Below are 24,173 nucleotides of genomic sequence, written 5' to 3'. Positions count from 1 at the left end.
GCGATGCGTGCCGCGCCTGCCGTCGATGCCGCAGGAGTCGCGCACGCACCCGCAGGCGCGAACGCGCGCATTGTCTCGCTCGTGCCGAGCATCACCGAGCTGCTGTTCGCGCTGGGGCTCGAGCCACAGATCGTCGGGCGCACCGGGTTTTGCGTTCATCCTCGCGAGCGCGTTCGTGCGGTGCCGAAGGTGGGCGGCACGAAAGCCGTGAAGATCGACGCGGTTCGCGCGCTGAAACCCACGCATGTGATCGTCAATATCGACGAAAACGAACCGGCCACGGTCGACCAACTGCGCGCGTTCGTGCCGAATATCGTCGTCACTCATCCGCTTACGCCCCGTGACAACGTCGCGCTTTACACGCTCCTGGGCGCCATCTTCAATTGCCGCGACGCCGCCCAGCAGCTCGCCGATACGCTTGAGACACGGCTGCGCACGCTCGCGTTGGAAGCTTGGCCGGAGCGGCGCGTGCTTTATGTGATCTGGCGCGAGCCGTGGATGACGGTCGCGCGCGATACCTACATCTCGGCGATGCTGCGGCTCGTCAATTGGCACACGTGGCCTGCGGTCACGGGCGGCGCGACGGGCGCGGCCCGTTATCCGTCGTTCGATTTCGACGCGCCGTGGCTCGCGAGCGTGGAGCGCGTGCTGCTGTCGAGCGAGCCGTATCGCTTCACCGAATCGCACCGCAACGCGCTGGCCGCCGACCCGAGGCTCGCCGGCAAAAAGGTGGAACTGATCGACGGCGAAACGGTGTCGTGGTACGGATCGCGAGCGATCGCCGGAGTCGATTACTTGATGCAGATGGCGCGCACCGCGAAGTAGCGCACCGAAGGCAACACCTGAAGGCAGCACCCGCAGGCGCCCGTGCGGCATAACGATATTCCGATTGTTTCGTTGGCCTTGCTACGCGCTTTCGATACAGTGCCCCGGCGCCGGGTCGCTCGCCGCGCCTTGCATCGATAGCTAGCCACGCGCTGCGCGGCGGCTCGAAACGGATCAGAATAAAGCGGCCAGCCTGCCGCACCGCGCGTTCCGTTGCCCGAACATCGGGCGCCGAACGACGCGCCGAATCAAAACTTGAACGAACTGCGTCACCACGCTTGCCATGGGAGATCACATGCGCTTCAGTTTCAAACCGCGCTACGCCTTGCTTGCCGCCTTGCTCGCCGCGGCGCCGCTCGCGGCGCTCGCCAAGCCGCTCACCGTCTGCACCGAAGCGAGCCCGGACGGCTTCGACGTCGTCCAGTACAACTCGCTCGTCACGACGAACGCGTCGGCGGACGTCATCTTCAACTCGCTCGTCTCCTACGACGAGCAGCAGAAGAAAGTCGTGCCCGCGCTCGCCGACCGCTGGGACGTGAGCGACGATGGCCTCACCTACACGTTCCATCTGCGCCCGAACGTGCAGTTCCAGACCACGGATTACTTCAAGCCGACTCGCCCGCTGAGCGCTGACGACGTCGTCTTCACGTTCAGCCGGATGCTCGACGAGAACAACCCCTGGCACAAGATCGCGGGCCCGAGCGGCTTCCCGCATGCGCAATCGATGGGGCTCGTGAAGCTGATCAAATCGGTGTCGAAGGTCGACGACAGCACCGTGAAGTTCGAGCTCAATGAGCCGAATGCGACATTCGTGCCGATCCTGACGATGGGCTTCGCGTCGATCTATTCGGCCGAGTACGCCGACCAGTTGGCGAAAGCCGGCAAGCAAACCGATCTGAACGCGAAGCCGATCGGCACTGGCCCGTTCGTGCTGAAGAGCTACACGAAGGACGCGATCATCCGCTACGACGCGAACCCCACCTACTGGGGCGGCAAACCTAAGATCGACAAGCTGATCTACGCGATCACGCCCGACGCCTCCGTGCGCGCGCAAAAGGTGAAGGCGGGCGAATGCCAGATCGCGCTGTCGCCGAAGCCGCAGGACGTCGCCGATGCGAAGAACGACAAGTCGCTCAAGGTCGTGCAAACGCCCGCATTCATGACCGCATTCGTCGCGCTGAACACGCAGAAGAAGCCGCTAGATAACGCGAAGGTGCGCCAGGCGCTGAACATGGCGTTCGACCGCAACACCTATCTGAAGGTCGTATTCGACAACACGGCGCTGCCGGCAAACAACCCGTATCCGCCGAACACGTGGAGCTACGACAAGTCGATCGCCGCCTATCCGTACGACCCGGCCAAGGCGAAGAAGCTGCTCGCCGACGCCGGCTATCCGAACGGCTTCTCGACGACGATCTGGGTGCGCCCGAACGGCAGCGTGCTGAACCCGAGCCCGAAGGCCGGCGCCGAGCTGCTGCAAGCGGACTTGGCCAAGATCGGCGTGAAGGCCGATGTGAAGGTCATCGAATGGGGCGAGCTCATCAAGCAAGCGAAGCAAGGCCAGCACGACTTGCTCTTCATGGGCTGGGCGGGCGACAACGGAGACCCCGACAACTACTTGTCGCCGCTCTTTAGCTGCAACGCGGTGAGCTCGGGCATCAACTTCGCGCGCTATTGCGATCCGAAACTGGACAAGCTGATCGCCGACGGCAAGGCGACGCCCGATCAGGCCAAGCGCGTGAAGTCGTACCAGGATGCACAGCAGATCATCCACGATCAGGCGCTGTGGATTCCGCTGGGCTACCCGACCGCCGCCGCGATCACGCGTGCGAGCGTGAGCGGATATCAGGTGAGCCCGTTTGGGCGTCAGAACTTTGGGGTGGTGGCGGTGCAGTGAGCGGTTGAAAGTCAGCCGCGTTCGACCGAGCCTAGGAACTCATCGAGCGCGGCACGCACCTGCGCGAGCACCGGCGCCCAATCGTTGCGATCCGCTTGACGGAACAAGCGGGCGCTTGGATACCACGGACTGTCGGTGCGATTGAGCAGCCAGCGCCAGTCCGGTGAGTATGGCAGCAAGATCCACACGGGTTTGCCGAGCGCGCCGGCCAAATGCGCAACCGCCGTGTCGATGCAGATCACGAGATCGAGTTCGGCGATCAACGCGGCCGTATCCGCGAACGATGCGAGCGAGTCCGATACGTCGCGCACCGTCCCCGAAGCGCTCAAGCCTCGCAGCGTCTCGCGATCGTCTTCGCGAACATCCTTCACCAGCGACACAAAGCTCGCATCGGCTTCGAACAGCGTGGCCCATTCGGCAAGCTGCATCGAACGGCGGCGGCGGTCGTTTACGTGAGTGCGGCTGCCGCTCCACGCAACGCCGATGCGAGGCCGCCGTCCGCCTTCGAGCCGCTGTTGCCATGGCTCTCGGCGTGCCTCGTCCGCATGCAGATACGGTGTCGCTGAAGGTATCGGCGACGCATGCGACTTCAGCGCAAACGGCAAGCTCAAAAGCGGGCAGTGATAGTCGAACGGCGGGACCTCATCGCGCATGCCGATGACAACGTCCGCTCCGTCGTAGCTGGCAATGAGCGGCAACAACTCGTTCTGCACGCGCAGCACGACATGCGCGCCCTTCTTCTTGCATTCCTCGACGTAGCGAACGAATTGCAGCGTGTCGCCGAAGCCCTGCTCGTTGTGCACGAACAGGGTTTTGCCGGCAAGCGGCGCGTCACCGAGCCAGAGGCGCTCCTCGCCGAATTCGAGCGGCTGCTGGCCGTCGCGCCAGCGCCATTCGTACTCGCGCCAGCCGTGCTCGAATTGTCCGAGCAGCAGGTTCGTGTGCGAGCGGTTCGTGCGTGCGCCCGCATCGTTCGGATCGATCCGCACGGCCTTTTGGAACACGCGCAAGGCTTCGTCGAAACGGTGCAGATCGCGCAGTGCGACGCCCAGATTCACGTAGGCTGCGACGCAATCGGGCTTCAGCTCGATCGCGCGCCGGTACTCGGCCATCTCGTCGTCGTAGCGTCCGAGGAAGCCGAGCGCACGGCCCATGTTGTAGTGGATCTGCCACATGCCGGGCCTGGCCTCGCGGGCGCGTATCAGCATCTGCAGCGCGCGCTCGTGGTCCCCCAACTCGGAGAACGACATCCCCGCGGCATTGAGCGTCTCGAGATCGCGCGGCGCGAGCTGCAGGCATTGCTCGAATAGCTCGACGGCGCGTGCGTGGCGCCCCGCCGCCTGGCTCGACGTACCGGCATCGCGCAAGCGCTCGACCGTCACCGGTAAATGAGCGATGGCGCGATCGAAGTAATCGGCGGCGAGCGCGGCATCGCGGCGGTTCGCGGCGATGTAGGCGAGGCCCTCGAGCGCGTCGCCGTTGGCCGGATCGGCATCGACGACTTCGCGCAACAGTTGCGCCGCCTCGTCGAGCCGGCCCGCTTGAAAATGTTGTTGGGCCGCATCCAGTTTGGCGGTGATCGAGAGGCTCATCGGGTGATTGCTTTCAGATAGGTTGCATACGGCCGGACACCTGCATGCCGGTGCGCGCACTTAACGCGAGCGCAATGCGCGCATCGCAGTGCAATGCGCGATTGCCCGCAGTTTATCGGAAGTGCGCGGCGCAACCTTTACCCGCCCGAATCACCCTATTTGTGCCACATGCTTTCCGCTCCAAGGAACGCGAGCGTGCCGATTCCCGCGCCTGCCGCAAAAGTCTCGGCCGTCGTCGCGCAACCTTGCAAGCCCACCGCGATCGCGATGGCAATCAGAATCTTGACCATGATCTTCCCCCGTCGAGTAGTGAGATATCCGGGCTATCGACACGCATTCAGCCGCGCTTGAGCGTCGCCTCTCCGGACAACTCTCACCAACCCTTTCCCGTTCGATCAGTGATCCTCAGTTCTTGTCGGCGAGATTGGTCGGCGTGTGCCTCTTCAGCTCGGCGAGGTCTTCGGTGAGGCTCGTGCGCAGCGTCGCGATCGCATCGTCGGTATGTGCGGGCTTCAGTTGCACGCGAGCGAGCGAGTCGTACACGTAGTTGCGGATCATCGGGTTCTGCGTCGCTTTCAGCACGTCGTGATAGATGCCGATCATTTCGTCTTCGCGGCCGGTGATGGCATAGAGGCGATGCAGCTGCTCCAGATCGTTGATGACCACGTTGCCGGGAAACATCGGCGGCGCAAGGCTGATGTCGTGCAGCGGCCCGAAGCGCTCACGGCCGGGCAACGGCACGTTGGGCACGTCTTGCGCGGAGGCGAGCGGGATGGCGCTCGTCAGCACGGTGAACGTCAAGGCGGTCAGGAATGTCTTTTTCATGAGTCTGGTCTCCAATCGATAGCGGTCGATGCGTGCGTGCTTCATCGCGGTCAGACGATAGCGTTTTCGTTCCCGCCGCACGATGTCGGAGTCCTCACTACGCCTTACACAGCGTCGCAATGAACGGCGCAAGGAAGAAATAATCGGTAAGCCGCACAAAGACTCGGTGAGCAATTGCGAACCGGACGCCTTGTTCGCTCCTTTGAAAACCACTCGCGTGAATCAGGATGATGGTGCCGGCTGGAAAAGGCCGGCCCCTTGAAGCCATTTGCTACCCACTCTCCACTACCGGATTCCGCACATGTCATTCGATCAGCGCGCACGCCACGCTGCCAAGCGCTTGGCACAATCACCTCTCTCCTCGCTTGCCCGCGCAGTTCTCGCGTGCACCGCCGCCGCATTCGCCATCACGACGGCACACGCAGGCGAAACGCCGGAGCCACCCGATATCTGTCCCGCCCTGAAGGCGATCGTCGCCTCGAGCGACTTCGCGCAATTGCACTCGGAAACCGCCTCGCGGCTGCCGGGCATCGACGCAGCGCAAGACTGCCGCATGAGCGCGCATGTGCTCGATTGCCACTGGCGCGCGCACTGGCAGGCCGATGGCTTCGTCAACGATCCGCTCGAAGAGCTGGGCGCCGACGTAGCCGCTTGTCTGCCGAACGTCGTGCACGACGTCAACACGCCGACGCGCCAGCACTTCATCGTCAAGGACGAAGACCGCCGCCTGAACGTCACGGCAAGCGTCGTCGGACAAGACGAGCTGCGCCTGCGCATCACGCGTTGATAGCGCCGACGACCGAACCCCGCTGGAACCGTCACGCATGCCAACGCCCACGCGCCCGAAGAGACTTCGCTGCACGCTCAGTCCGTTCACTAAACAGGCGCGCGTTTCGAGCATCGGGAGCGGCGTGCGGCTCGGCTGCGCCGCCGCCGCGGCGCTCGCCCTGAACGGCTGCGCGTGGACGCTGATCACGGCCGCCGACGCGGCCGGCTCGCTCGTCCAGGCGGGGTTCGCCGTCTCGTCGCACTACTCGTCGCCGACGTTCGTCAATGGCGACCCCGTCGCGCTGCATAACGTGTGCATCGAATGGAATCAATCCGTGTCGTTCGGCGATTTCGTGCCCGCGCTGCAGCTCGCGCTCGCCCGTCGCGGCGTGCGCTCGGATGTCTACAATCCGGGCGCGTCGCCGCCGGGCTGCGAGGCGAGGCTCGTCTATAACGCCGCGGTCGATTACGGCCGCGACGCGTTCAGCAGCGACGCCACGCCTTATCTTTCGGCGATCGATCTCACGCTGATCGAGAACGGTCGCATCGTCGTATCCGCGCGCTACACGACGCAAGGCTTGAGCAGCGACCGCTTCGCGAGCGCATCGACGAAGCTGCGCGGCATGATCGACCGGATGGTGCTGGAACGCTCGACCGAGGTGACGCAAATCGCCAAAAGCTCGCCGAATGATTAAGCGGCCGGGGGTCCGGCGGCCCGCCATTCGTCTAGAGAAAGAAACCGAAAGACTCCGGAAACACGAATCGAATTTGCGACTTTTAGAATCGACGGCATGACACACCACATCCTGCTCGTAGAAGACGACCCCGTCGTGCGCGACCTGGTGCGCGAATTCCTGCAATCGGAAGGCTATGACGTCTCCGTCCTGCACAGCGGAAAGGGCTTGAAACGCCGCTTGCAGGTCGAGCGGCCCACGCTCGTGGTGCTCGACATCATGATGCCGGAGAAGGACGGCATCTCCGCGCTCAAGGAATTGCGCGTGGCCGGCGACGACATTCCCGTGATCCTCCTGACCGCGCGCGCCGATGTGATCGACCGCGTGGTCGGCCTCGAACTCGGCGCCGACGATTACGTCGCCAAGCCGTTCGATCCGCGCGAACTGCTCGCGCGAATTCGCACCGTGCTGCGCCGCCATGGCGCGATCGTGCCCGGCGCCCCGGAGAATCTGCCGCCGTATCGCTTCGGCCGCTTCGAAGTGAATTTTTCGTCGCGCGAGCTGCTTCGCGACGGCGAACGCATCATGTTGCGCTCCGGCGAATTCGCCACGCTCAAAATCTTCGTGAAGAACGCGATGACGGTGCTCTCGCGCGCGCAGCTCAACGAGAAATTGCGCGGGCACGGCGTCACGTATCGCGACCGCAGCCTGGATGTGTCGATCTGGCGTTTGCGGCGTCTGTTGGAAAACGACCCGTCCGAGCCGCGCTATGTGCAGACCGTGTGGGGACAGGGATACATCTTCGTGCCGCATGGCGAGCTCGGCGCGGCCGAGCGGTTCGTGCAGGTGCAGACGCTGCAGACGCACTGAGACTCGCTATCAAAACCGGCTTTGGGGTTTTGTTCTTGTCGTTCAGGTTTTCGTGAAAACTTTGATTTCGCAGCGGTACGTATAATCCGTCCCTCCCCGGGACCGGGGTCACTTTGGTCCTTGCCCAAAGTAACCAAAAGCGCGTCCTAGGCGGACGGCCTAGCCCGGAGGCACTCAACCCTGTTAGTACCGGTGTTCCGAAGGCAAGCGTGGGAAACCGTTATTGCTCGACGTACGTTCCGTTTGCACGCGGCACAGAACGAAGTCCGTTCGAATTAAATCGAAGTGAATCGCCCCGGCCCCAGTAGACACCTGCAAGCCTCAAACCCTCGCACGCCACAGTTTTACCCTCGTGCGTGAGCCTCAAACCCACCTGAACGGAAGGCCAGGCCCAAGAGGGTGGATTTAGGTTTTGTGGCGCATGCGTCGCAAGACGAGCGCCTTTAGGTCTTTCCTGACCACCAGCCCCGATTTGATTCGGCCCGACGCAATTCCGTGCCGCGTGCTAACGGTGCGTACGGCGCGCAATAACGGTTTCCCACGGTTGCGCTCGGTACACGGGTACTAACAGGGTTGAGTGCCTCCGGGCCAGGCCGTCCGCCCAGGACGCGCTTTTGGTTACTTTTGGCTCGCCGTTACGGCAAGGACAAAAGTGACCCCGCTCCCGGGGAGGGGCGGACTAAACGAACCGCCGCGAAATCAAAGTTCCACGACAACCTAAACCTCACGCCCCATCACGAATCTCAGAACGTCAGCACACTCAAGAACATCCGCTGCAGCCACCCCATCGTCGTCGCATCGTTGAGCATGCCCACGCCCGCCTGCTCGATACGCGCATTCGCGACCTTGTTCGACGCGACGTAGTTGCCCTGATCGATATCCTTCGGGTTGACCACGCCCGACAGCCTCAAGCGCTCGCGATTGTCCCGCATCGCGATCACCTTCTCGCCCGACACCAGCAGATTGCCGGTCGGCAGCGTGCCGATCACCGTGACGGCGAGCGTGCCGTTCATGTCGGTCGTGTTCGATATGTTGCCGTGCCCTTTGTAGTCGGTGGAGGCCGTGCCGACGTTGAAGAGCCGCGCGAGCGTGGTTGCGGCGCCCGTGGAGTGGTCCGCGGCGTCCGCTGAGATGGTGCTCGAACGGTTTGCCGCCGCATCCGCGATGTCGCTGCCCGAATACGATTCGGACAGGCGGATCGTCAGCACGTCGCCGATGTGCTGCGCGCGCGGCGTTTCGTACATCAACAGCGCGGTGCTCGTCTGGTAGATCGAGCCCTGCGTGTTGACGTTCAGCGGCGCCGTTTGAAGCGGCGGATACATCGGCGTTTCGACGATCGAATGCTGCTCGGTCGAACAAGCGGCAAGACAGGCCGTGGCGGCGGCCAGCAGCGTCATGCGTGACGAAATCATGATTTCCCTCGCGCTGAGGCGATAGACAAAGTGGGGCGCGGGAATGGGGCGTCAGCCGGAATCGGCCATGCTCGCTTGCCATTGGCGCTCGACCGATTTCAATTGCGCGTCCGGGCTCTTCAAGAGATACGTCAGCGTCGCGCTGCGGGTAGCCGGCAGGAAGCACAGCGTGATCGAACTGACCGCGTTCTCCCAGACGTACACGTGCGGCGCATTGCTCGCGGACGGCTCCCAAGCGGTGTCGAGACGCGGCGAGCCGTACTTCGTGCCGAGCCCTTGAAGGAGATCCGCGCCCGTGGCTTCGTCGATCACGAACGACATTTCGTAGAGCCGCAACGGGCCTTGCCCGTCGGTGCTCGCGAAGCGCAGCACGTGATCGAGCGCAGGCACGCCGTCGACGACGGCCTGCGACGCCTGCCAGCCGTCGTGCACCGCGTGCCCCCAGCGGCACGCGATCGTGAGGCTGTCGCTCGTCTTGAAGCGCATGCCGAGCGAGGCCGCCGCCATGTCCGTCTCGCAGATCGCAACGCTGCCGGGCGGCACCGCGCGTGCGGCTTCGTGCGCGCGAAACGCGTCGAGCGTCTCGCCGAGCGCGATGCCGCGAAAGCTGAACGGCGCGGGAACGGCTGCGGGTTTGGCGCGGGCGGCGGCCACTGCGGTCTTCGATGCGCGCCGCGCGTGTTGCACGGCAGCCGGCGCCGGTTCGGCGCGCAAAGCCGGCGCTACGCTCGCGAACACCGCGCAAGCCACGGCCAACGCACAAGCGGACTGTGGGATTTTCATCGCTAAGTCATCACTTAATCGTCACTGAGTCGTCGCTTAATCGATCGCCGATGCGCAGGCTTCGAACGGTGTCGCCGCGGCGTGACCGACGACCGGCACGATGTCGAGCGTGGCCGACGTCAAACGGCACGGCAAGGCGGCGAGACCGCAGCCCGCAAGCTGCGTCAGCGCCGCGCAGAGCGTGAACCACGCGGCGCCGCGCACGCAGCGCTTGAAGAATGGAGAGGTGCGCACTGCGGCTCCCGGCGCTCAGGCGGTCGTGTTGATGGTGTTGCCGATCAGGCCGCTCGGCGCCACGGGCTGCGTCGGCGTTTCGGGCAGCGGGGCAAGTGGGTCGGTCGTGTTGCGCTGCCCCGCGGGCTTGGGCCGGCTGTGAGTGGTGGTCGCTTCGGTAGGCGGGTTGATATTGCCGTTGATGTTCATCGGAGATCTCGCTTGGGGTTGCGTTGGGATCGAGCAGTTGTATAGGAGTCCATGGAACTGCCGTTTGCCGGCGCTGGGTCGACGCGAATACACGCCTGGCAACGAATGATCCCGCCGCGCGCAAGTACGCGATGGCGCAAGAAGCGAGCGATTTTCGACAGGTCTTACGAGGTGTTACGGGGCAGCACCAAGTCTTTCGCGGCTCGGCGCCGGGAGCGACAAATGGCGGACACGCGCGCCCTGCACTATCCTGAGACGGTTCGAGCGGCGCGCCCCGCCACACCCGCGCCGCCCTCTCACCCAATGGAGACGTCATGCCCTACCTGTTGCTAATCGTCGAGTCGCCGGATCAGCGCAACCACCGCTCCGTCGAAGATGGACGCGCCCTCTACGACGCCATGTCGCGCTTCGCCGATACCCTCAAGGCACGCGGCGTGCTGCGCGCCGTCGAATCACTCGCGTCCACCGATCAAGCCGTGCGCGTGCAGGTGCGTGAAGGCGAGCCCCGGTTCGTCGACGGACCGTTCGCCGAAGCGAAGGAAATGATCGGCGGCTTTTACCTGCTCGACTGCGAGAGCCTCGACGAAGCCGTCGCGATCGCGTCCGAGTGCCCGGCCGCTCACTGGTGCACCGTGGAAGTCCGCAAGATCGCGCCTTGCTACGAGTGAACCGGTCAGTCGCGGCTTCGGCGTGAATCCGCGTCTCGAGACAAGGGTTTTCCCTTATCCGGCCCGGTAAATGTCGATCCGCTCGCGCATGGTTCGTCGTATCGGCAGGAGCGAGATAAACGCCCGCCCCGCCCACTGAACCTATTCAAAGGAGAACTGCAATGCGATTCATGATCATGGTGAAAGCCACCGCGGCGAGCGAAGCCGGCGTGATGCCGGAAGAATCGTTGATCGCCGCAATGGCGGCCTATCACGAAGAATTGGCGAAGGCCGGCGTGCTGCTCGACGCCACGGGCCTTCAGCCGAGTTCGAAAGGCTGGCGCGTCCGCTATTCGGGCGGCAAGCGCACGATCGTCGACGGCCCGTTCGCTGAAACGAAGGAGCTGATCGCGGGCTATACGCTGATCCAGGTGCGCTCGCGCGAGGAAGCGCTGGAATGGGCGCGACGCTTCCCGGCGCCGTTCGGCGAAATGGCCGACGGCGAGATCGAAGTGCGCCAGTTGTTCGAACTGGAAGACTTCGAGCCGAACGATGCGGTCGAGCGCTTCCGCGATCTCGAAGCGTCGCGGCGCGATGCATGACATGCGGATAGCGCGCGCGCAACGCGAGGCGGCCGGCATCACGCGAGGCTCGCGATGACGCTGGCGGCGACGCAAAAAGCGATCGAAGCGGTCTGGCGAATCGAATCGTCGCGCGTGATCGCCCACGTGGCGCGCGTCGTGCGCGACGTGGGCCTCGCCGAAGAGCTCGCGCAGGACGCGTTCGTCGCCGCCCTCGAGCATTGGCCCACGGACGGCGTGCCGGACAACCCCGGCGCCTGGCTCATGTCGACGGCCAAGAACCGCGCGCTCGACAAGCTCAGGCTCGACGCGCTGCACGCGCGCAAGCACGAGGAGCTCGGACGCGAACTCGATGCGCTCGAGACGCACATCGTGCCCGACTTCGTCGACTCGCTCGACGCCGCGCGCGCCGACGACATCGGCGACGATCTGCTGCGGCTGATCTTCACGGCCTGCCACCCGGTGCTATCGACCGACGCGCGCGTGGCGCTCACGCTGCGCCTGCTTGGCGGTCTCACGACGGACGAAATCGCTCGCGCGTTCCTCGTCCCCGAGCCGACGATCGCGCAGCGGATCGTGCGCGCGAAGCGCACGCTGCGCGCGGCGGGCGTGCCGTTCGAAGTGCCGCAGAAGGAGGCGCGGGCGGCGCGTCTCGCGTCGGTGCTCGAAGTGATCTACCTGATCTTCAACGAAGGCTATTCGGCCACTGCCGGCGACGATTGGATGCGCCCCGCGCTGTGCGACGAAGCGTTGCGCGTCGGACGCATCCTCGCCGAACTCGCGCACGACGAAAGCGAAGTGCACGGCCTCGTCGCGCTGATGGAGATCCAGGCGTCGCGCACCCACGCGCGCGTGGACGCGGACGGCCAGCCCGTGCTGCTCGCCGATCAGGACCGCTCACGCTGGGACCCGCTTCTGATCCGGCGCGGACTCGCCGCGCTGGAACGCTCGCGCGCGCTTGGCGGCGCGCTCGGGCCGTATGCGCTGCAGGCCGCGCTCGCGGCCTGTCACGCGCGTGCGCGCAGCGCCGAGGAAACCGATTGGGCGCACATCGTCGCGCTCTACGATGCGCTCGCGCAAATCAGCCCGTCGCCGGTCGTCGAGCTGAATCGCGCCGTCGCGCTCAGCATGGCGTTCGGACCGGCGGCGGGGCTCGAGATCGTCGATGCGCTCATCGCCGAACCATTGCTTGCGAACTATCACTGGCTGCCTAGCGTGCGCGGCGATTTGCTCGCCAAGCTCGGGCGGATGGATGAGGCGCGCGCGGAGTTCGAGCGCGCCGCCGCAATGACGCGCAACACGAAAGAGCGCGAACTGTTGCTTACACGCGCGCGGCGAACGGCAGGTGAGAACAGCGGCGATTGAACGTCGCGTCTGCACCCAAACATCCAATTAACGACCGTTCGAATCGGACAAGCTCCTACTACGCCCTGCACTACAAGAGACCTGCGTCTATCAGACAGGCGCGCATCGCAAAGTGGCAACTTGCCGCATATAGCGTCTCATTCGGCACATTTCTTGCGCCAAATCACGATCTCATAGATTGTCACGCCCCTGGCAACAGATCGTCTCAACCGTCGCGCAAATCGGATTAGACGCTACCCCACGATGCATTACGTAGTGATGCATTAAGAATAATCCTATGCGGCATACCGATTCGCGGCCCGATCATTCGTTCGTCTGCCACGCATTCAGCATGACGTGGCAGCCCGACAGCCGGGCTGTCTCCTTTCATATCCCAACCCACGAAGGACGAATCGAACATGAAATACACCAAACAAGCACTCGGTCTGCTGGCTGCAATGAGCGTTTCGGCGATCGCATCGTCGCAGGCATTCGCCGTGGACGGCACGATCAATTTCTCGGGCGAACTGACCGCCTCCACCTGCAAGATCAACGGCAACGCCGCCGGTACGCAAACTGCCGTCAACGTCACGCTGCCGACGCTCGCTACCTCCGCGCTCGCCACCAAGGGCGCAACCGCAGGCGTCACGCCGTTCGCGCTGAACCTGACCGAGTGCACGGGCACGTCCGCGCAGACGAAGTTCGAAATCGGCTCGACCGTGGATTCGAGTTCGGGCGCGTTGATCAACCAGACGAGCGGCGGCTCGAACGCACAGATCCAAGTGCTGAACAATCAGTTCCAGAAGATCGACCTGTACACCAACAACGGTTCGCAAACGGTGACGATCGCCGCCGATAAGACCGCGACCATGCAGTACTACGCGCAGTACCTGGCAGCCAACGCCGCCGCCACGCCTGGCAAGGTGACCTCGCTCGTCACGTTCTCGATGATGTACAACTAAGCGCCTCGGCGGCTGAGAATTTTCCGATCCTCAGCCGTCATCAATACGGATTCCTAAATCATGAAATCGCTCATCCGCCCTTTCCTTGCCGCCGCCTGCATCATCGCGAGCCTCTTCGCCGCGAGCGCGCACGCCAACGTGGTGATCGCCGGCACGCGCGTGATCTATCCCGCCGGCCAAAGCGAAGTCAGTGTCAAGCTCAGCAATGAGGGGGATGGGCCTGCGCTCGTGCAGAGCTGGCTCGACAGCGGCGACGAAAACGCCGCCCCCGAGAAGAGCACCGCGCCCTTCATGCTGACGCCGCCGCTCGCGCGCATCGACGCCCACAAGGGCCAGACGCTGCGGCTCGTGTACTTGGGCGAGCCCCTGCCTGCCGATCGCGAATCGGTGTTCTACCTGAACGTGCTGGATATTCCGCCCAACGCGCGTCCGACCGACGAGCGCAACCTGCTGCAAGTGGCGTTCCGCACGCGCATCAAGATTTTTTTCCGACCCGAGGACCTGCCGGGCAACCCCGACGACGCCGCCGACCAGCTCAAGTGGAAGCTCGTGCGCGACGCGTCCGGCGACTACGCGCTCGAATGCAGTAACGCCAGCGCATTCCACGTGTCGTTCAACGAAGTGACGCTGGTACACGCAGGCCAGATGGTCGAAGCCGGCGGCGGCATGGCGCCGCCCGAAGGCACCGCGCGCTTCGTGCTCAAGGGCCTCAAAGAACTTCCCGCCGGCCCGCTGGAGTTGCGCTACACGTCGGTCAACGACTACGGCGCGGCCATCCCGCACCAGCACCCGATCTCGCCATGAGCCGCGCTTAAGCGCCCGCTTTTCCCGCCCCCTCTCCTCTTCAAGGTTGCCCCACACAAGTGTGGGGAGGGGACTTCTTTATTCAACGCAACGGCCCTGCCCACTCCGCCATGACCGCTACGAACACCGCTCTTCGTTCGCCTCGCACGCTTGCCGTGCCCGTGCGCCCCCTGAGCGCCGTGATCGCCACGCTGTTGATGACCGGTTTCGCGGCCGGAGCCGGCGCGAGCCCGCTCGCGGTCGAAGCCAGCGTTCCCGCGGCCAACGATGCCCCCTCCAGTGGCATGCCGGGCAGCCAGGACGCCGCAAGTTCCGCGATCTTGTCGGCCGACGACGACGCCACTTTCAACCCGACGTTCCTGAGCGGCCAGCGCGACCGCGCGGTCGATCTGTCGCGTTTCGAGCGCGGCGGCCAAGTGCAGCCCGGCGTCTATCGCGCGGACGTCTACGTGAACGGCAACTGGCTCGCGCGCGAGGACGTCACGCTGCGCGCGCCCGGCGAAGGCCAATCGGCCGCGCCGTGCTTCACGCGCGCCATGCTCGAACGCTACGGCGTCGATATGGGCAAGCTGCCGCCCGCGTCCGTCGACAAGCTGACGGACCCGAACGCCTGCGTGCGCATCGAAGACCTGCTCGCCGACGCGACCGCGAGCTTCGACCCATCGGACCTGCGCCTGACGGTCAGCGTGCCGCAGGCCGACATGAGCCGCCACGCGCGCGGCTACGTCGACCCGAAGTTCTGGGATCGCGGCGTCAATGCGGCATTCGTCAACTACAACACGAACGTCTACCGCTCCGATTCGAGCGGCTTCGCCTCCACGCAAGGCTTCCTTGGCCTGAACGCGGGGGTGAACGTGATGGGCTGGCTATTGCGCTCGAACTCGTCGCTGAGCTGGCAGGATTCGGCTGACGGCAGCGGCCGGGTCCGCTGGCAAGCCGTGGCGACCTACGCACAGCGCGACCTGGAACGCCTGCGCGCGCGCGTGACGCTCGGCGAGATCTACACGAGCGGCGACGTCTTCGACAGCATCGGCTTTCGCGGCGCGCAGATCGCCACCGACGACCGCATGCTGCCCGAATCGCTGCGCGGCTACGCGCCTACGGTGCGCGGCGTGGCGCAGACCAACGCCAAGGTGACGGTGCGCCAAAGCGGCAACATCATCTACGAAACCACGGTTTCGCCGGGCCCATTCGTCCTTAACGACCTGTACTCCACCGGCTACGGCGGCGACCTCGACGTAACCGTGACCGAAGCCGACGGGCGGCAGACCAAATTTAGCGTGCCGTACGCATCGGTCACGCAATTGCTGCGTCCCGGCGTGATGCGCTATGCCGTCACCGCGGGCCAATTGCGCGACGTCAACCTCGTCGGCAACGCGCCCTACTTCGCGCAAGGCGTGCTCCAACGCGGCGTGACCGACAACGTCACGCTGTATGGCGGCCTGATCGGCTCGCAAGGCTACGGCGCCGTGCAGGTGGGCGGCGCGCTCAACACGCGCTTCGGCGCCGTGTCCGCCGACGTCACGACCTCGCAGACCGCCGTGCCCGGCAATGCGTCGATGCGCGGCCAGAGCGTTCGCATCGGCTACAGCAAGCTCCTGGAGGAGACCAACACCAACTTCACGGTCGCCGCCTATCGCTATTCGAGCAGCGGCTACCTGAGCCTCTCGGACGCCGCCACCGTGCGCGACACCGCGCGCTCGGGCGGCGACCCGAACGGCGTCTGGCGCGCGCGCAACCGTTTCGTGCTGTCGGCCAACCAGCCGCTCGGCGAGAACGGCGGCAATCTGTACGTCACGGCCTCGGCGCAGAACTACTGGGGCGGCGGCGCGAGCGACACGCAGTACCAGCTCGGCTACACGAACCGCTGGCGCGCCGTCTCGTACAACTTGAGCGTCTCGCGGCTGCGCAACGCAGGGGACGGCCGTCAATACACGCAGTTCTACGCGGGCGTGTCGATTCCGCTCGGCCGCTCGAACAGCACGGCCACGGTATCGGCGAGCCTCACGCGCGACACGCGCGGCAACATGCAGGAGCAAACGAACCTGAACGGCTCGGCAGGCGAGCTCAGTCAGTTCAACTACAGCGTCTACGCCAACGGCGCGCAGAACTCGGGCGCGAGCGCGAACACGAGCGGCGGCGTGAACGTGCAGTACCGCGCCCCGTACACGCAGTTGCAGGCCGCCGCGAGCGTCGGCACGGGCTACCGGCAGATTTCGATGGGCGCGATGGGCTCGGTCGTGGCGCATCCGGGCGGCATCACGCTCGGCCAGTCGCTCGGCGAAACCATCGCCATCGTGGAGGCGCCGGACGCCAAGGGCGCGTCGCTCACCAACGCGCCGGGCCTGCGCATCAACGGCGCGGGCTACGCGGTCGTGCCTTACCTGACGCCGTACAGCCTCAATACCGTGGAAATCGACCCGAAGGGCTCGTCGATGGACGTCGAGCTGAAGGAGACCACGCAGCAAATCGCGCCGCACGCCGGGGCAGTCGTCATGCTGCGCTACAAGACCGTGGGCGGCCGCACCATGCTGGTGCGCGCGACGCTGCCCGACGGCGAGCCGCTGCCGTTCGGTGCCGACGTGCTCGACGCCGCAGGCAACAGCGTGGGCGCGGTGGGCCAAGGCGGACAGATCTACGCCCGCGTGGCCACCGACACCGGCTCGCTCGCCGTGCAGTGGGGCAGCCGCCCCGGCGAGCGCTGCAGCTTTAAGTACATGCTGCCCGTGACCGCCAAACCTAATAGGTTGCCCGCGCGCATCAGCGCCACTTGCGAGCCGGACTTCTCGGCGAGCGCCCGGCGCGGCAAATCCAACCCATCCACCCAACAATCCGCTACTCGTGCATCGGGCGCTACTGTGGCCGCCCTCGGGGGTCTGAAATGAGCTTTGTGACTTCGAAATCCGGTTTTTCTGTTTGGATCGCGCGGGTGTTGCGCGGGCTGGTTGTCGGGTTGATGGCGTTGGTTGCGCAGCAGGCGGTGGCGGGGAAGTGCAGATACGCCTCGGACAACTTCTACGGCAATGGCTCCGGCACGATCAAGATCCCACTGCTGGTTGGCAATCTCACCGCCGGCCGCGACCTGCCAGTTGGCAGCGTGCTGCACCGGCAAACGCTCTCAATCAACAACGGACCACTGGCAATCGGTTGCGATGGAGACTTATATGACGTCCAGCTCACCAGAACCCTCACCATCAAGCCGCAGGCCCTTTCGACGTGGAATGGCAGTCCCTATGCGGGGAGTGTCTATGAAACCGGTATTCCAGGCATCGGCATCGTGGTGGTGGGTCCCACTGGCACCGCGCTGCCCTATACGAGCAGCTTTACTAACTGCGGCGGCGGCGCAGGTTGCGTTTGGGCATTGGACGCCATTGCCGCCGCGGGCTTCTATCTGATCAAAATCGGCGACATCGGCACGGGCACGATCAATGGCAACGACCTTCCGTCGTTTCAATACAGCTTCGGCGCCGGCGCCGACAACACGCTGGTGCTTTACAACGCCAGCTTCCAAGGGTCGATCTCCGTCACGGCGCAAACCTGCCAGACGCCCAACGTCAACGTCGATCTGGGCACCAACAAGCTAAACGACATGGCGACTGTAGGCAGCGGCTCGCCATGGAAAACGTTCTCGATTGCGCTCAACAATTGCCCGGCGTTCCGGGGCACCTACACCGGCAGTAGCAGCAACACCACGCCGGTGTTCTATAACAACGACGCCCGTAACACGCCCAGCCCCGACCGCCCCAACAGCATCACCTTCCAACTGGACCCCGCCACCGCCGTGGTCGACCGCGCCAACGGCGTGATCGCGTTATCGGGCACCAACGCGGCCACTGGCGTCGGCATCCAGATCGCGCGCGCCGGCACCACCACCGGCGTGCAGTACGGCACGCTACTGCCAAGCAACCTGACGCTCAACACCAGCGCCACGGGCAACTACACGATTCCGCTGCAAGCGCGCTACTACCGCACCAACGCCACCGCCCGACCCGGCTCCGGCAATGCCGCAGTTACGTTCACACTCAACTATCAGTAAGCGTATGTCCCCCACTACGGCCTTTTCGACGCCCGCCCTTGTGCTGAGCAACATCGACCTCGACTTTATTGAGACAATGTCGCGCAACGCCCTGCGGACCGATTCCGGTACGCCGCGCCATGCCGCTCGACCCGCATACGCGATGCCGATGAGCCAATCCGCACCGAGATCCACGCTGAATCTCTCGAACCTGTACACGCAGGCGCGCCAGCTGCCGGGTTCGGCCTTTCGCTACGCGCTGCTCGACATGCTGCAGGACATCGCCGCGCATTCTGGCGGCACGCTGTTGCAGTGGTATCTGAACGACGCGTCCTCGGCCTGCAGCCGCGGCTTCGACGTGTTCACGATCGGCACGGCGTGGCACGTGCACGACGGCCCTCAAAACGACATCCTCTCGCTCGACATGCGCGCGAATCCGCGCACTGCTGTCGTGATCAACTGGCACGACTCGCGCATGCAGGCACCCGGCATGGCGAGCTGGCGCAGGTTCAACCAGACCTTCGGCATCCGGCATCAGATGGGCATCGGTCTGCCGCTCGACGACGAGCGCGGCCTGCTGCTCATCTACATGATGCGCGACGACACGTTGCCGCCCTACACCGCCGACGACGCGGCCCGTCTCACGCAAGCCGCGCCGCACTTGCTGGAAGCGTGGCAGGTCAACCGGCTCTGCGCGAGCGTGGCGGGCGGCCTCATCGAAGGCCCGGTGCCGATGGCGCTCGTCGCGCCCGACGGCTGGATGCTGTATCCGAACGCCGCGTTCGTGGACGCCTGGGCGGCCATGGCCGCGCTCGAAGCCGACATCCAGATCCCGTTCCTGCCGCGCGACTGGCTGCAGCCGGGCGGCGCGGGCATTCCGCACGCGAAGTTTTCCCGGCTCGGCTGGAACCTCGTCGTCGAGCCCGCGGCCGACGGCTATCGCGTCGAGCTGCGCACCATGCTCATCTCCGAGACGCTCCATCAACTGACCTCGCGGGAATTGGAAGTCGCGCGGCTCTACAACGAGGGCTACAGCCATAAGGAAATCGGCGGAATTCTGCGGCTCTCGCCGAATACGGTCCGGGTCCATCTCCGCAATGTCTTCAAGAAGCTCGAGATCAGTTCGCGTGGCCAGCTGCGTATTCGTTTCCGGCCCCAAGCGGCTTAACTTCGCCTGAATCGACGCCAACATGTCCGACTCAATGTCACGGCCGCTTGCTGGAAAGCTCGATATCGCCATGCTGTTCGCGAACGCGCGCGTGCTTTCGTGCCGCGCGTTCCAGCAGGAAGCGCTCGTCCATCTGCAGGAGGTGGTCCGCTTCGATATCGGCATGATCAGCATCTGGCACGCCAACAGCTTCATCGCCGCCGTGGTGCACGGTCACGATCGGACCTCAGTCCTTCCTAGTTGGCGCCGCACCGCCGGACCGAACGGCGACCGTCTGTTCGAAAAGGCATTGGAGAACCCGAAGCAGGCGATCGCCATCAACTGGGACAACCCGCTGATGCACTCGGAGCAGGCCAAGCAGTGGCGCGAGGAGTTCCTTGGCCGCATGGGGCTGCATCACGTGCTCGGCGTGAACGTGCCCATGGAAGGCATGGCGGGATCCATGTTCATCGGCCTCGGCCGGGCCTCGCTCGACGATCCATTCCTGCCGCAGGACATCGAGTGCCTCACCGAAGGCGCGCCGCACCTGATGGGGGCGTGGGTCATCAACCGTATCGGTGCGGGCGCGACGCTGAACCTATCCGACGCCAACGCCACGCCCACCGCCATTACCCTGCCCGACGGCTGGATCCTGCTTTGCAATACCGCGTTCGCCGACGCGTGGGCGACGCTGTCGGTGCTCGATACGCGCATCGAAGCGCCGCGCGTGCCGCACGAATGGTTTGCGAAAGACGTCTCGCAGAACGACCTGAATGCCATTTTCCGGCCGCATGGCTGGTCGCTTTGGACCGAAGAGAAAGACGACGGCTACCGCGTCGAGCTGCGCATGGTCGCCCCCGAAAGCCCAATCGTTAAGCTCACGGCGCGCGAGCGCGAGGTGTCGCGGCTCTACAGCCGCGGGTACAGCTACAAGGACATCGGCCGCGTGCTGACGGTCGCGCCCAACACCGTGCGCGTCCACCTGCACCGCATTTTCGACAAGCTGAACATCGCGTCGCGCTCGGAATTGCGCGACCTGTTCGAGTCCATCGCAAACGGCAGCATGGGGGCAGCGGACAATCCGAGCGCGTAGGGTTGCCGCCGCTCAGAACGCCGCGTACTCCGCCATCCAGTTCCCGGCAGCAGCAAACAGCAGCCGCACCAGCGCCGGATTGAGCGGCGCCAGCTCCTCGCATACGTAATCGAGTTCGGCCTCGTCCTCGGGCGCTTCGATGGCTTCCGCGCAGCGCAGCAGCGCCTGCAGCTCGCCCGGGCCGCCCTGCAGCGCCTCCGCCACCGGCTGGGCGATGCGCAGCTCGTCGGCGAGATCGGCGGCGCTGCGGTCGAGCACGAAATGCAGCAGCGAGAACATGCCGGTCATGAAGGCGGCATCGGCGAACGCGTCGTCGCCCTCGCGGATCCGCTTGGCCGCCAGCTCCATGAAACGCGCCCGCGTGCCGACCAATTGCACGAGCGCATTCGACGCGCGCGAAGTCGTGCCGCCGTCCGCGTAGAGCGTCAGCAGCGCCCAGCGGTTGAGCCACGACATGCCGACGATGGAGATCGCGTCGCGCACCGACGCGACGCGATCTGCCCGCCCGAACGACGCCGAGTTCACGAAGCGCAGCAGATGCATCGTGAGCGTCGGGTTGTGCTTGACCTCCTCTTCGACATCCGCGATGGACGGCTCCATGTTCAGCAGCACCATGAGCTTCACGAGGCTTTGCCGCTGCGGCGGAATCTTGCGCGTCGCGAGCACTTGAGGGTGCGCGAAATAGAATCCCTGAAAGTAATCGCACCCGGCCTCGAAGGTCGTGAAATATTGCGCGGGCGTCTCGACCTTTTCGGCCACGACCCGCTTGCCCGCGCCATGCATCGAGGAAACGAAGCCAACCAGCGCGTTCGGATCCCACAACTGCACGTCGACCTTCACGAAGTCCGCGTCGGCGAACGTGCGGCCGCGCCGTTGCGTCTCTTCGCTGACGTCGTCGATTGCAAAACGATAACCGGCCTCTTTCAGCTCGCTGACCCGCTCAGCGAGACGCTCGTCGTATTCCACGGTTTCGAGGATTTCGATCACGAACTGCTCGGGTGGGAGCACGTTCAGCATGTCGCTCATGAGCCAGTCGCGGCCCGCGTTCACAAAACCGACATGTCCGCCGAGCGCGCGATCGACGCCCTGCTCGCAGAGCGCGCCGATCACGACGTCGGCGGTCGCGCGCGTGGGGTCCACTGAGCGGGCGTCCTTGTCGGGGAGAGAACGGAACAGCAGCTCATAGGCGACAAGCGATCCCTCTCGATTCAGGATGGGCTGACGACCGAGATAGGAGGTCAGTGCGATCAAAGACAATGAGGCGGCGTCGTTCATGGTGCTCAGGTCAGAGTGTCCTACTACTGCTTACGGACGGGCCCAGCCATCCTTTAGCGAAAAGTCCTTGCGCAGCCTTACGGTCTTATGCGCCGAGCCGCGCCGGCATTGAGAATCGCGACTCGTGGACACGAACCGGAGAAGCCGCCATGCAGATCAACGGTGCGAGCAACGCATACTATCCTGCCCTCGATCGAACCGCTGGGAATGGAAAGACGACTGGAGTGCACGCAGGCAACGCAAATGCCGATGCCAATGCCGATTCGAGCGACGGAGACGAACTCGGCAACCCTAATACCGATTCCGGCAGCAGCGACAAACCCGCCAGCGCCGGCTCGACGAACGAGGCAACCTCGCCTGTCAAATCGTTTGTCTACGGCACGCTGGGGCTCGAACATCCGCAGGAGCAGAAACAAGACACCGACGAGTACTACAGCGCGGGGAAATGGCTGGCCGCCGCGCTGACGGTGGGCGGGATTATTTCGATCTTCGTTTGAGGCAGGATTTAAGCGTTATCGGCGGGCGCTAACAAGCCGTTTGCACGGTCACGTCAACGCCGGTTCCGCTGCATAGCGAACCGGTCGGGGAACTGCTTTGGCGCCGAACGCCCGCGCGCCGCCAAAGTCGGCCGCGACGCCCCCATCGACTTTGAACACCGTCACCGCCTCGCGCAGCGCGTTCATCTGCGTGGCCATCGATTGCGCCGCCGCCGACAGTTCCTCGACGAGCGCCGCATTCTGCTGCGTGACCTCGTCCATGTGGCTCACCGCCTGATTGACCTGCGTGATGCCGCGGCTTTGCTCGTGAGACGCCGCCGAGATTTCGCCGATCACGTCCGACACCTTGGTCGTCTCGCTGTGGATCTCCGCCATCGTTTCGCGCACTTGCGCGGCCTGCCCTTCGCCGGTCGCGATCGTGCTCACCGACAGGTCGATCAGCTCCTTGATCTCCTTCGCCGCGCTCGACGAACGCTGCGCGAGACTGCGCACCTCGCCTGCGACGACCGCGAAGCCGCGGCCCTGATCGCCCGCGCGCGCCGCTTCGACGGCGGCATTCAGCGCGAGGATGTTGGTTTGAAACGCGATGCCTTCGATGAGCGTCGTTATCTCTGCGATGCGCGAAGAGTTCTCGCTGATTTTGCCCATCGTCTCGACCATCGATTCGACGACGCGGTGCGCGTTCTCCGCCACGCCCGACGCGCTGCCCGCGAGCGAACTCGCAGCCTTCGCGTTCTCCGCGTTCTGCGCGACGGTGGCGGTCAACTGCTCCATGCTCGCCGCGCTTTGTTCGAGTGAAGCGGCCTGTGCTTCCGTGCGCGACGACAGATCGGCATTGCCCGCCGCGATCTGCCGCGTCGCCGAACCGACCGATTCCGATGCGTTCAGCACTTCGCGCAACGCGGTGGCCACGCCTTCGATGAGACTGTTGAACGCTTGCGCGGTCTGCCCGATTTCATCGTCGCCGAGCACCGGTGCGTGCAGCGTGAAGTCGCGCGTGCCGCTCACTTGCACGATGGTGTTTTGCAGGCCCGAGATGCCGCGATTCAGCGAGCGCGCGAGAAAGTAGATCATCGTGCAGACGATCGCCATGCCGAGCAGCATGACGGCGATCACGGTCACGAAGAGCTGATTGACGATCGAATGCGCGTGATCGTTGTCTTCAGCGGCAAGCTGATTGAACTCGCTCGCCATCTGTTCGAGGTCTGCCTGGAAGGGCTGGAAATCGGAGTGATAAAGCGCGGTGGTCTGATCGTTGGCGGTCTTGGCGTCGTGCGCCGCGAGATCGAACAGTTGGTGCGACTTCTGATCGTAGGCGTTCCACTTGCCGATCAGCGAGCGGAATTTGTCCGCATGCTCGGGCTCCGCGAACATCGAGCCCAAGGTCGCCGACCACGTGTTGATGTTGCGCTCGGCGTCGGCAAAGATTTTTTTGGTGTCGTCGGAGGTCGGGTCGAGCTGGATCGTCGACAGCGCGCTCGCTTTGATTTCCGTAATGCCCTGTACTTCTTTTTCTCTCGCATGAGACGCGTCTTCCGCTTTCATCGCGATGCGCAGGCCCGTCGCCGTGACGAACATACCGCCAGCCATTGAAACGATTGTGACCAACGAGAAGACTTGCAGCTTGCGGCGGATGTTCATAGGACTCCCTGGAATACATCAGATGAATGCGTGTGCCGATATGTGGGCATCTGATTTATTTGACGGGATCAAGGAGTGAAGACTTGAGTCGGGAGAAA

24 protein-coding genes are annotated in these 24,173 nt (G+C 64.4%); 15 read left to right on the top strand and 9 right to left on the bottom strand.

Annotated features, from left to right (window positions below):
• Positions 1-3: 3 nt before the first annotated feature.
• Together AAHK20_RS28935 and AAHK20_RS28930 are read left to right on the top strand one after the other, a co-directional pair.
• Entirely contained in the window at positions 4-825 is an 822-nt protein-coding gene (locus tag AAHK20_RS28935) for a helical backbone metal receptor (RefSeq protein WP_449184927.1), read from the top strand.
• Between the two features lie 295 nt (positions 826-1,120).
• Entirely contained in the window at positions 1,121-2,722 is a 1,602-nt protein-coding gene (locus AAHK20_RS28930; protein ID WP_449184926.1) for an ABC transporter substrate-binding protein, read from the top strand.
• 11 nt (positions 2,723-2,733) lie between these two features.
• On the opposite strand, the gene AAHK20_RS28925 is transcribed toward AAHK20_RS28930, so the two are convergent.
• The 3 genes from AAHK20_RS28925 to AAHK20_RS28915 form a co-directional block, all read right to left on the bottom strand.
• Entirely contained in the window at positions 2,734-4,314 is a 1,581-nt protein-coding gene (locus AAHK20_RS28925) for a tetratricopeptide repeat protein (protein ID WP_449184925.1), read from the bottom strand.
• Positions 4,315-4,469: 155 nt separating this feature from the next.
• Entirely contained in the window at positions 4,470-4,604 is a 135-nt protein-coding gene (locus AAHK20_RS28920) for a hypothetical protein (RefSeq protein WP_449184924.1), read from the bottom strand.
• 115 nt (positions 4,605-4,719) lie between these two features.
• Complete coding sequence (locus AAHK20_RS28915) at positions 4,720-5,139, bottom strand: hypothetical protein (protein ID WP_449184923.1); 420 nt, start codon at positions 5,137-5,139, stop codon at positions 4,720-4,722.
• A 301-nt stretch (positions 5,140-5,440) separates the two neighbouring features.
• Here AAHK20_RS28915 and AAHK20_RS28910 point away from each other — a divergent pair, with 301 nt between their 5' ends.
• From AAHK20_RS28910 to AAHK20_RS28900, 3 genes are all read left to right on the top strand, one after another.
• Positions 5,441-5,926, top strand: a complete 486-nt coding sequence (locus tag AAHK20_RS28910) for a hypothetical protein (protein ID WP_449184922.1) — start codon at positions 5,441-5,443, stop codon at positions 5,924-5,926.
• A gap of 37 nt (positions 5,927-5,963) precedes the next feature.
• On the top strand, positions 5,964-6,602 hold the full coding sequence (locus AAHK20_RS28905) for a hypothetical protein (protein ID WP_449184921.1): 639 nt from the start codon (positions 5,964-5,966) through the stop codon (positions 6,600-6,602).
• Between the two features lie 96 nt (positions 6,603-6,698).
• A complete protein-coding gene (locus AAHK20_RS28900) occupies positions 6,699-7,451 on the top strand; it encodes a response regulator (protein WP_449184920.1) in 753 nt (250 codons plus the stop codon).
• A 743-nt stretch (positions 7,452-8,194) separates the two neighbouring features.
• Here the strand turns inward: AAHK20_RS28900 and AAHK20_RS28895 are convergent.
• From AAHK20_RS28895 to AAHK20_RS28880, 4 genes are read right to left on the bottom strand one after another with little or no spacing between them, the layout of a single operon-like run.
• Positions 8,195-8,863, bottom strand: coding sequence for a flagellar basal body L-ring protein FlgH (locus AAHK20_RS28895; RefSeq protein ID WP_449184919.1), 669 nt, complete (start codon positions 8,861-8,863; stop codon positions 8,195-8,197).
• Between the two features lie 51 nt (positions 8,864-8,914).
• Entirely contained in the window at positions 8,915-9,646 is a 732-nt protein-coding gene (locus AAHK20_RS28890; RefSeq protein ID WP_449184918.1) for a hypothetical protein, read from the bottom strand.
• A 36-nt stretch (positions 9,647-9,682) separates the two neighbouring features.
• The gene (locus AAHK20_RS28885; RefSeq protein WP_449184973.1) at positions 9,683-9,850 is read right to left on the bottom strand and encodes a DUF6726 family protein; all 168 of its coding nucleotides are present in this window, start codon (positions 9,848-9,850) and stop codon (positions 9,683-9,685) included.
• 45 nt (positions 9,851-9,895) lie between these two features.
• Positions 9,896-10,069 carry a hypothetical protein gene (locus AAHK20_RS28880; protein ID WP_449184917.1) on the bottom strand — a complete coding sequence of 58 codons (174 nt, stop codon included), beginning with the start codon at positions 10,067-10,069 and terminating at the stop codon, positions 9,896-9,898.
• 314 nt (positions 10,070-10,383) lie between these two features.
• Between AAHK20_RS28880 and AAHK20_RS28875 the strand changes: the two genes are divergently transcribed.
• From AAHK20_RS28875 to AAHK20_RS28835, 9 genes are all read left to right on the top strand, one after another.
• Complete coding sequence (locus AAHK20_RS28875; RefSeq protein ID WP_449184916.1) at positions 10,384-10,737, top strand: YciI family protein; 354 nt, start codon at positions 10,384-10,386, stop codon at positions 10,735-10,737.
• Between the two features lie 161 nt (positions 10,738-10,898).
• A complete protein-coding gene (locus AAHK20_RS28870) occupies positions 10,899-11,318 on the top strand; it encodes a YciI family protein (protein WP_449184915.1) in 420 nt (139 codons plus the stop codon).
• Positions 11,319-11,372: 54 nt separating this feature from the next.
• Positions 11,373-12,662, top strand: coding sequence for an RNA polymerase sigma factor (locus tag AAHK20_RS28865; protein ID WP_449184914.1), 1,290 nt, complete (start codon positions 11,373-11,375; stop codon positions 12,660-12,662).
• Positions 12,663-13,060: 398 nt separating this feature from the next.
• Positions 13,061-13,603: a fimbrial protein gene (locus tag AAHK20_RS28860; protein ID WP_449184913.1), complete on the top strand. Its 543-nt coding sequence runs from the start codon at positions 13,061-13,063 to the stop codon at positions 13,601-13,603.
• Positions 13,604-13,663: 60 nt separating this feature from the next.
• Positions 13,664-14,407 carry a fimbrial biogenesis chaperone gene (locus AAHK20_RS28855; protein WP_449184912.1) on the top strand — a complete coding sequence of 248 codons (744 nt, stop codon included), beginning with the start codon at positions 13,664-13,666 and terminating at the stop codon, positions 14,405-14,407.
• Between the two features lie 110 nt (positions 14,408-14,517).
• Positions 14,518-17,292: a fimbria/pilus outer membrane usher protein gene (locus tag AAHK20_RS28850; RefSeq protein ID WP_449184911.1), complete on the top strand. Its 2,775-nt coding sequence runs from the start codon at positions 14,518-14,520 to the stop codon at positions 17,290-17,292.
• A complete protein-coding gene (locus AAHK20_RS28845) occupies positions 17,289-18,443 on the top strand; it encodes a fimbrial protein (protein ID WP_449184910.1) in 1,155 nt (384 codons plus the stop codon). Before AAHK20_RS28850 ends, AAHK20_RS28845 begins: the two co-directional genes overlap by 4 nt.
• Positions 18,444-18,591: 148 nt before the next feature.
• Complete coding sequence (locus tag AAHK20_RS28840; RefSeq protein WP_449184909.1) at positions 18,592-19,590, top strand: helix-turn-helix transcriptional regulator; 999 nt, start codon at positions 18,592-18,594, stop codon at positions 19,588-19,590.
• 22 nt (positions 19,591-19,612) lie between these two features.
• Positions 19,613-20,662, top strand: a complete 1,050-nt coding sequence (locus tag AAHK20_RS28835) for a helix-turn-helix transcriptional regulator (RefSeq protein ID WP_449184908.1) — start codon at positions 19,613-19,615, stop codon at positions 20,660-20,662.
• Between the two features lie 12 nt (positions 20,663-20,674).
• Here the strand turns inward: AAHK20_RS28835 and AAHK20_RS28830 are convergent, their stop codons facing one another.
• Positions 20,675-21,937, bottom strand: coding sequence for an EAL and HDOD domain-containing protein (locus tag AAHK20_RS28830; RefSeq protein ID WP_449184907.1), 1,263 nt, complete (start codon positions 21,935-21,937; stop codon positions 20,675-20,677).
• Positions 21,938-22,086: 149 nt separating this feature from the next.
• Between AAHK20_RS28830 and AAHK20_RS28825 the strand changes: the two genes are divergently transcribed.
• On the top strand, positions 22,087-22,434 hold the full coding sequence (locus AAHK20_RS28825; RefSeq protein ID WP_449184906.1) for a hypothetical protein: 348 nt from the start codon (positions 22,087-22,089) through the stop codon (positions 22,432-22,434).
• 48 nt (positions 22,435-22,482) lie between these two features.
• On the opposite strand, the gene AAHK20_RS28820 is transcribed toward AAHK20_RS28825, so the two are convergent.
• Entirely contained in the window at positions 22,483-24,075 is a 1,593-nt protein-coding gene (locus AAHK20_RS28820) for a methyl-accepting chemotaxis protein (protein ID WP_449184905.1), read from the bottom strand.
• Between the last annotated feature and the right edge of the window lie 98 nt (positions 24,076-24,173).

This window comes from Trinickia camelliae (assembly GCF_053525655.1).
Note: the sequence above shows the minus strand (reverse complement) of the source record. Positions and strands in the feature narration are given on the sequence as shown.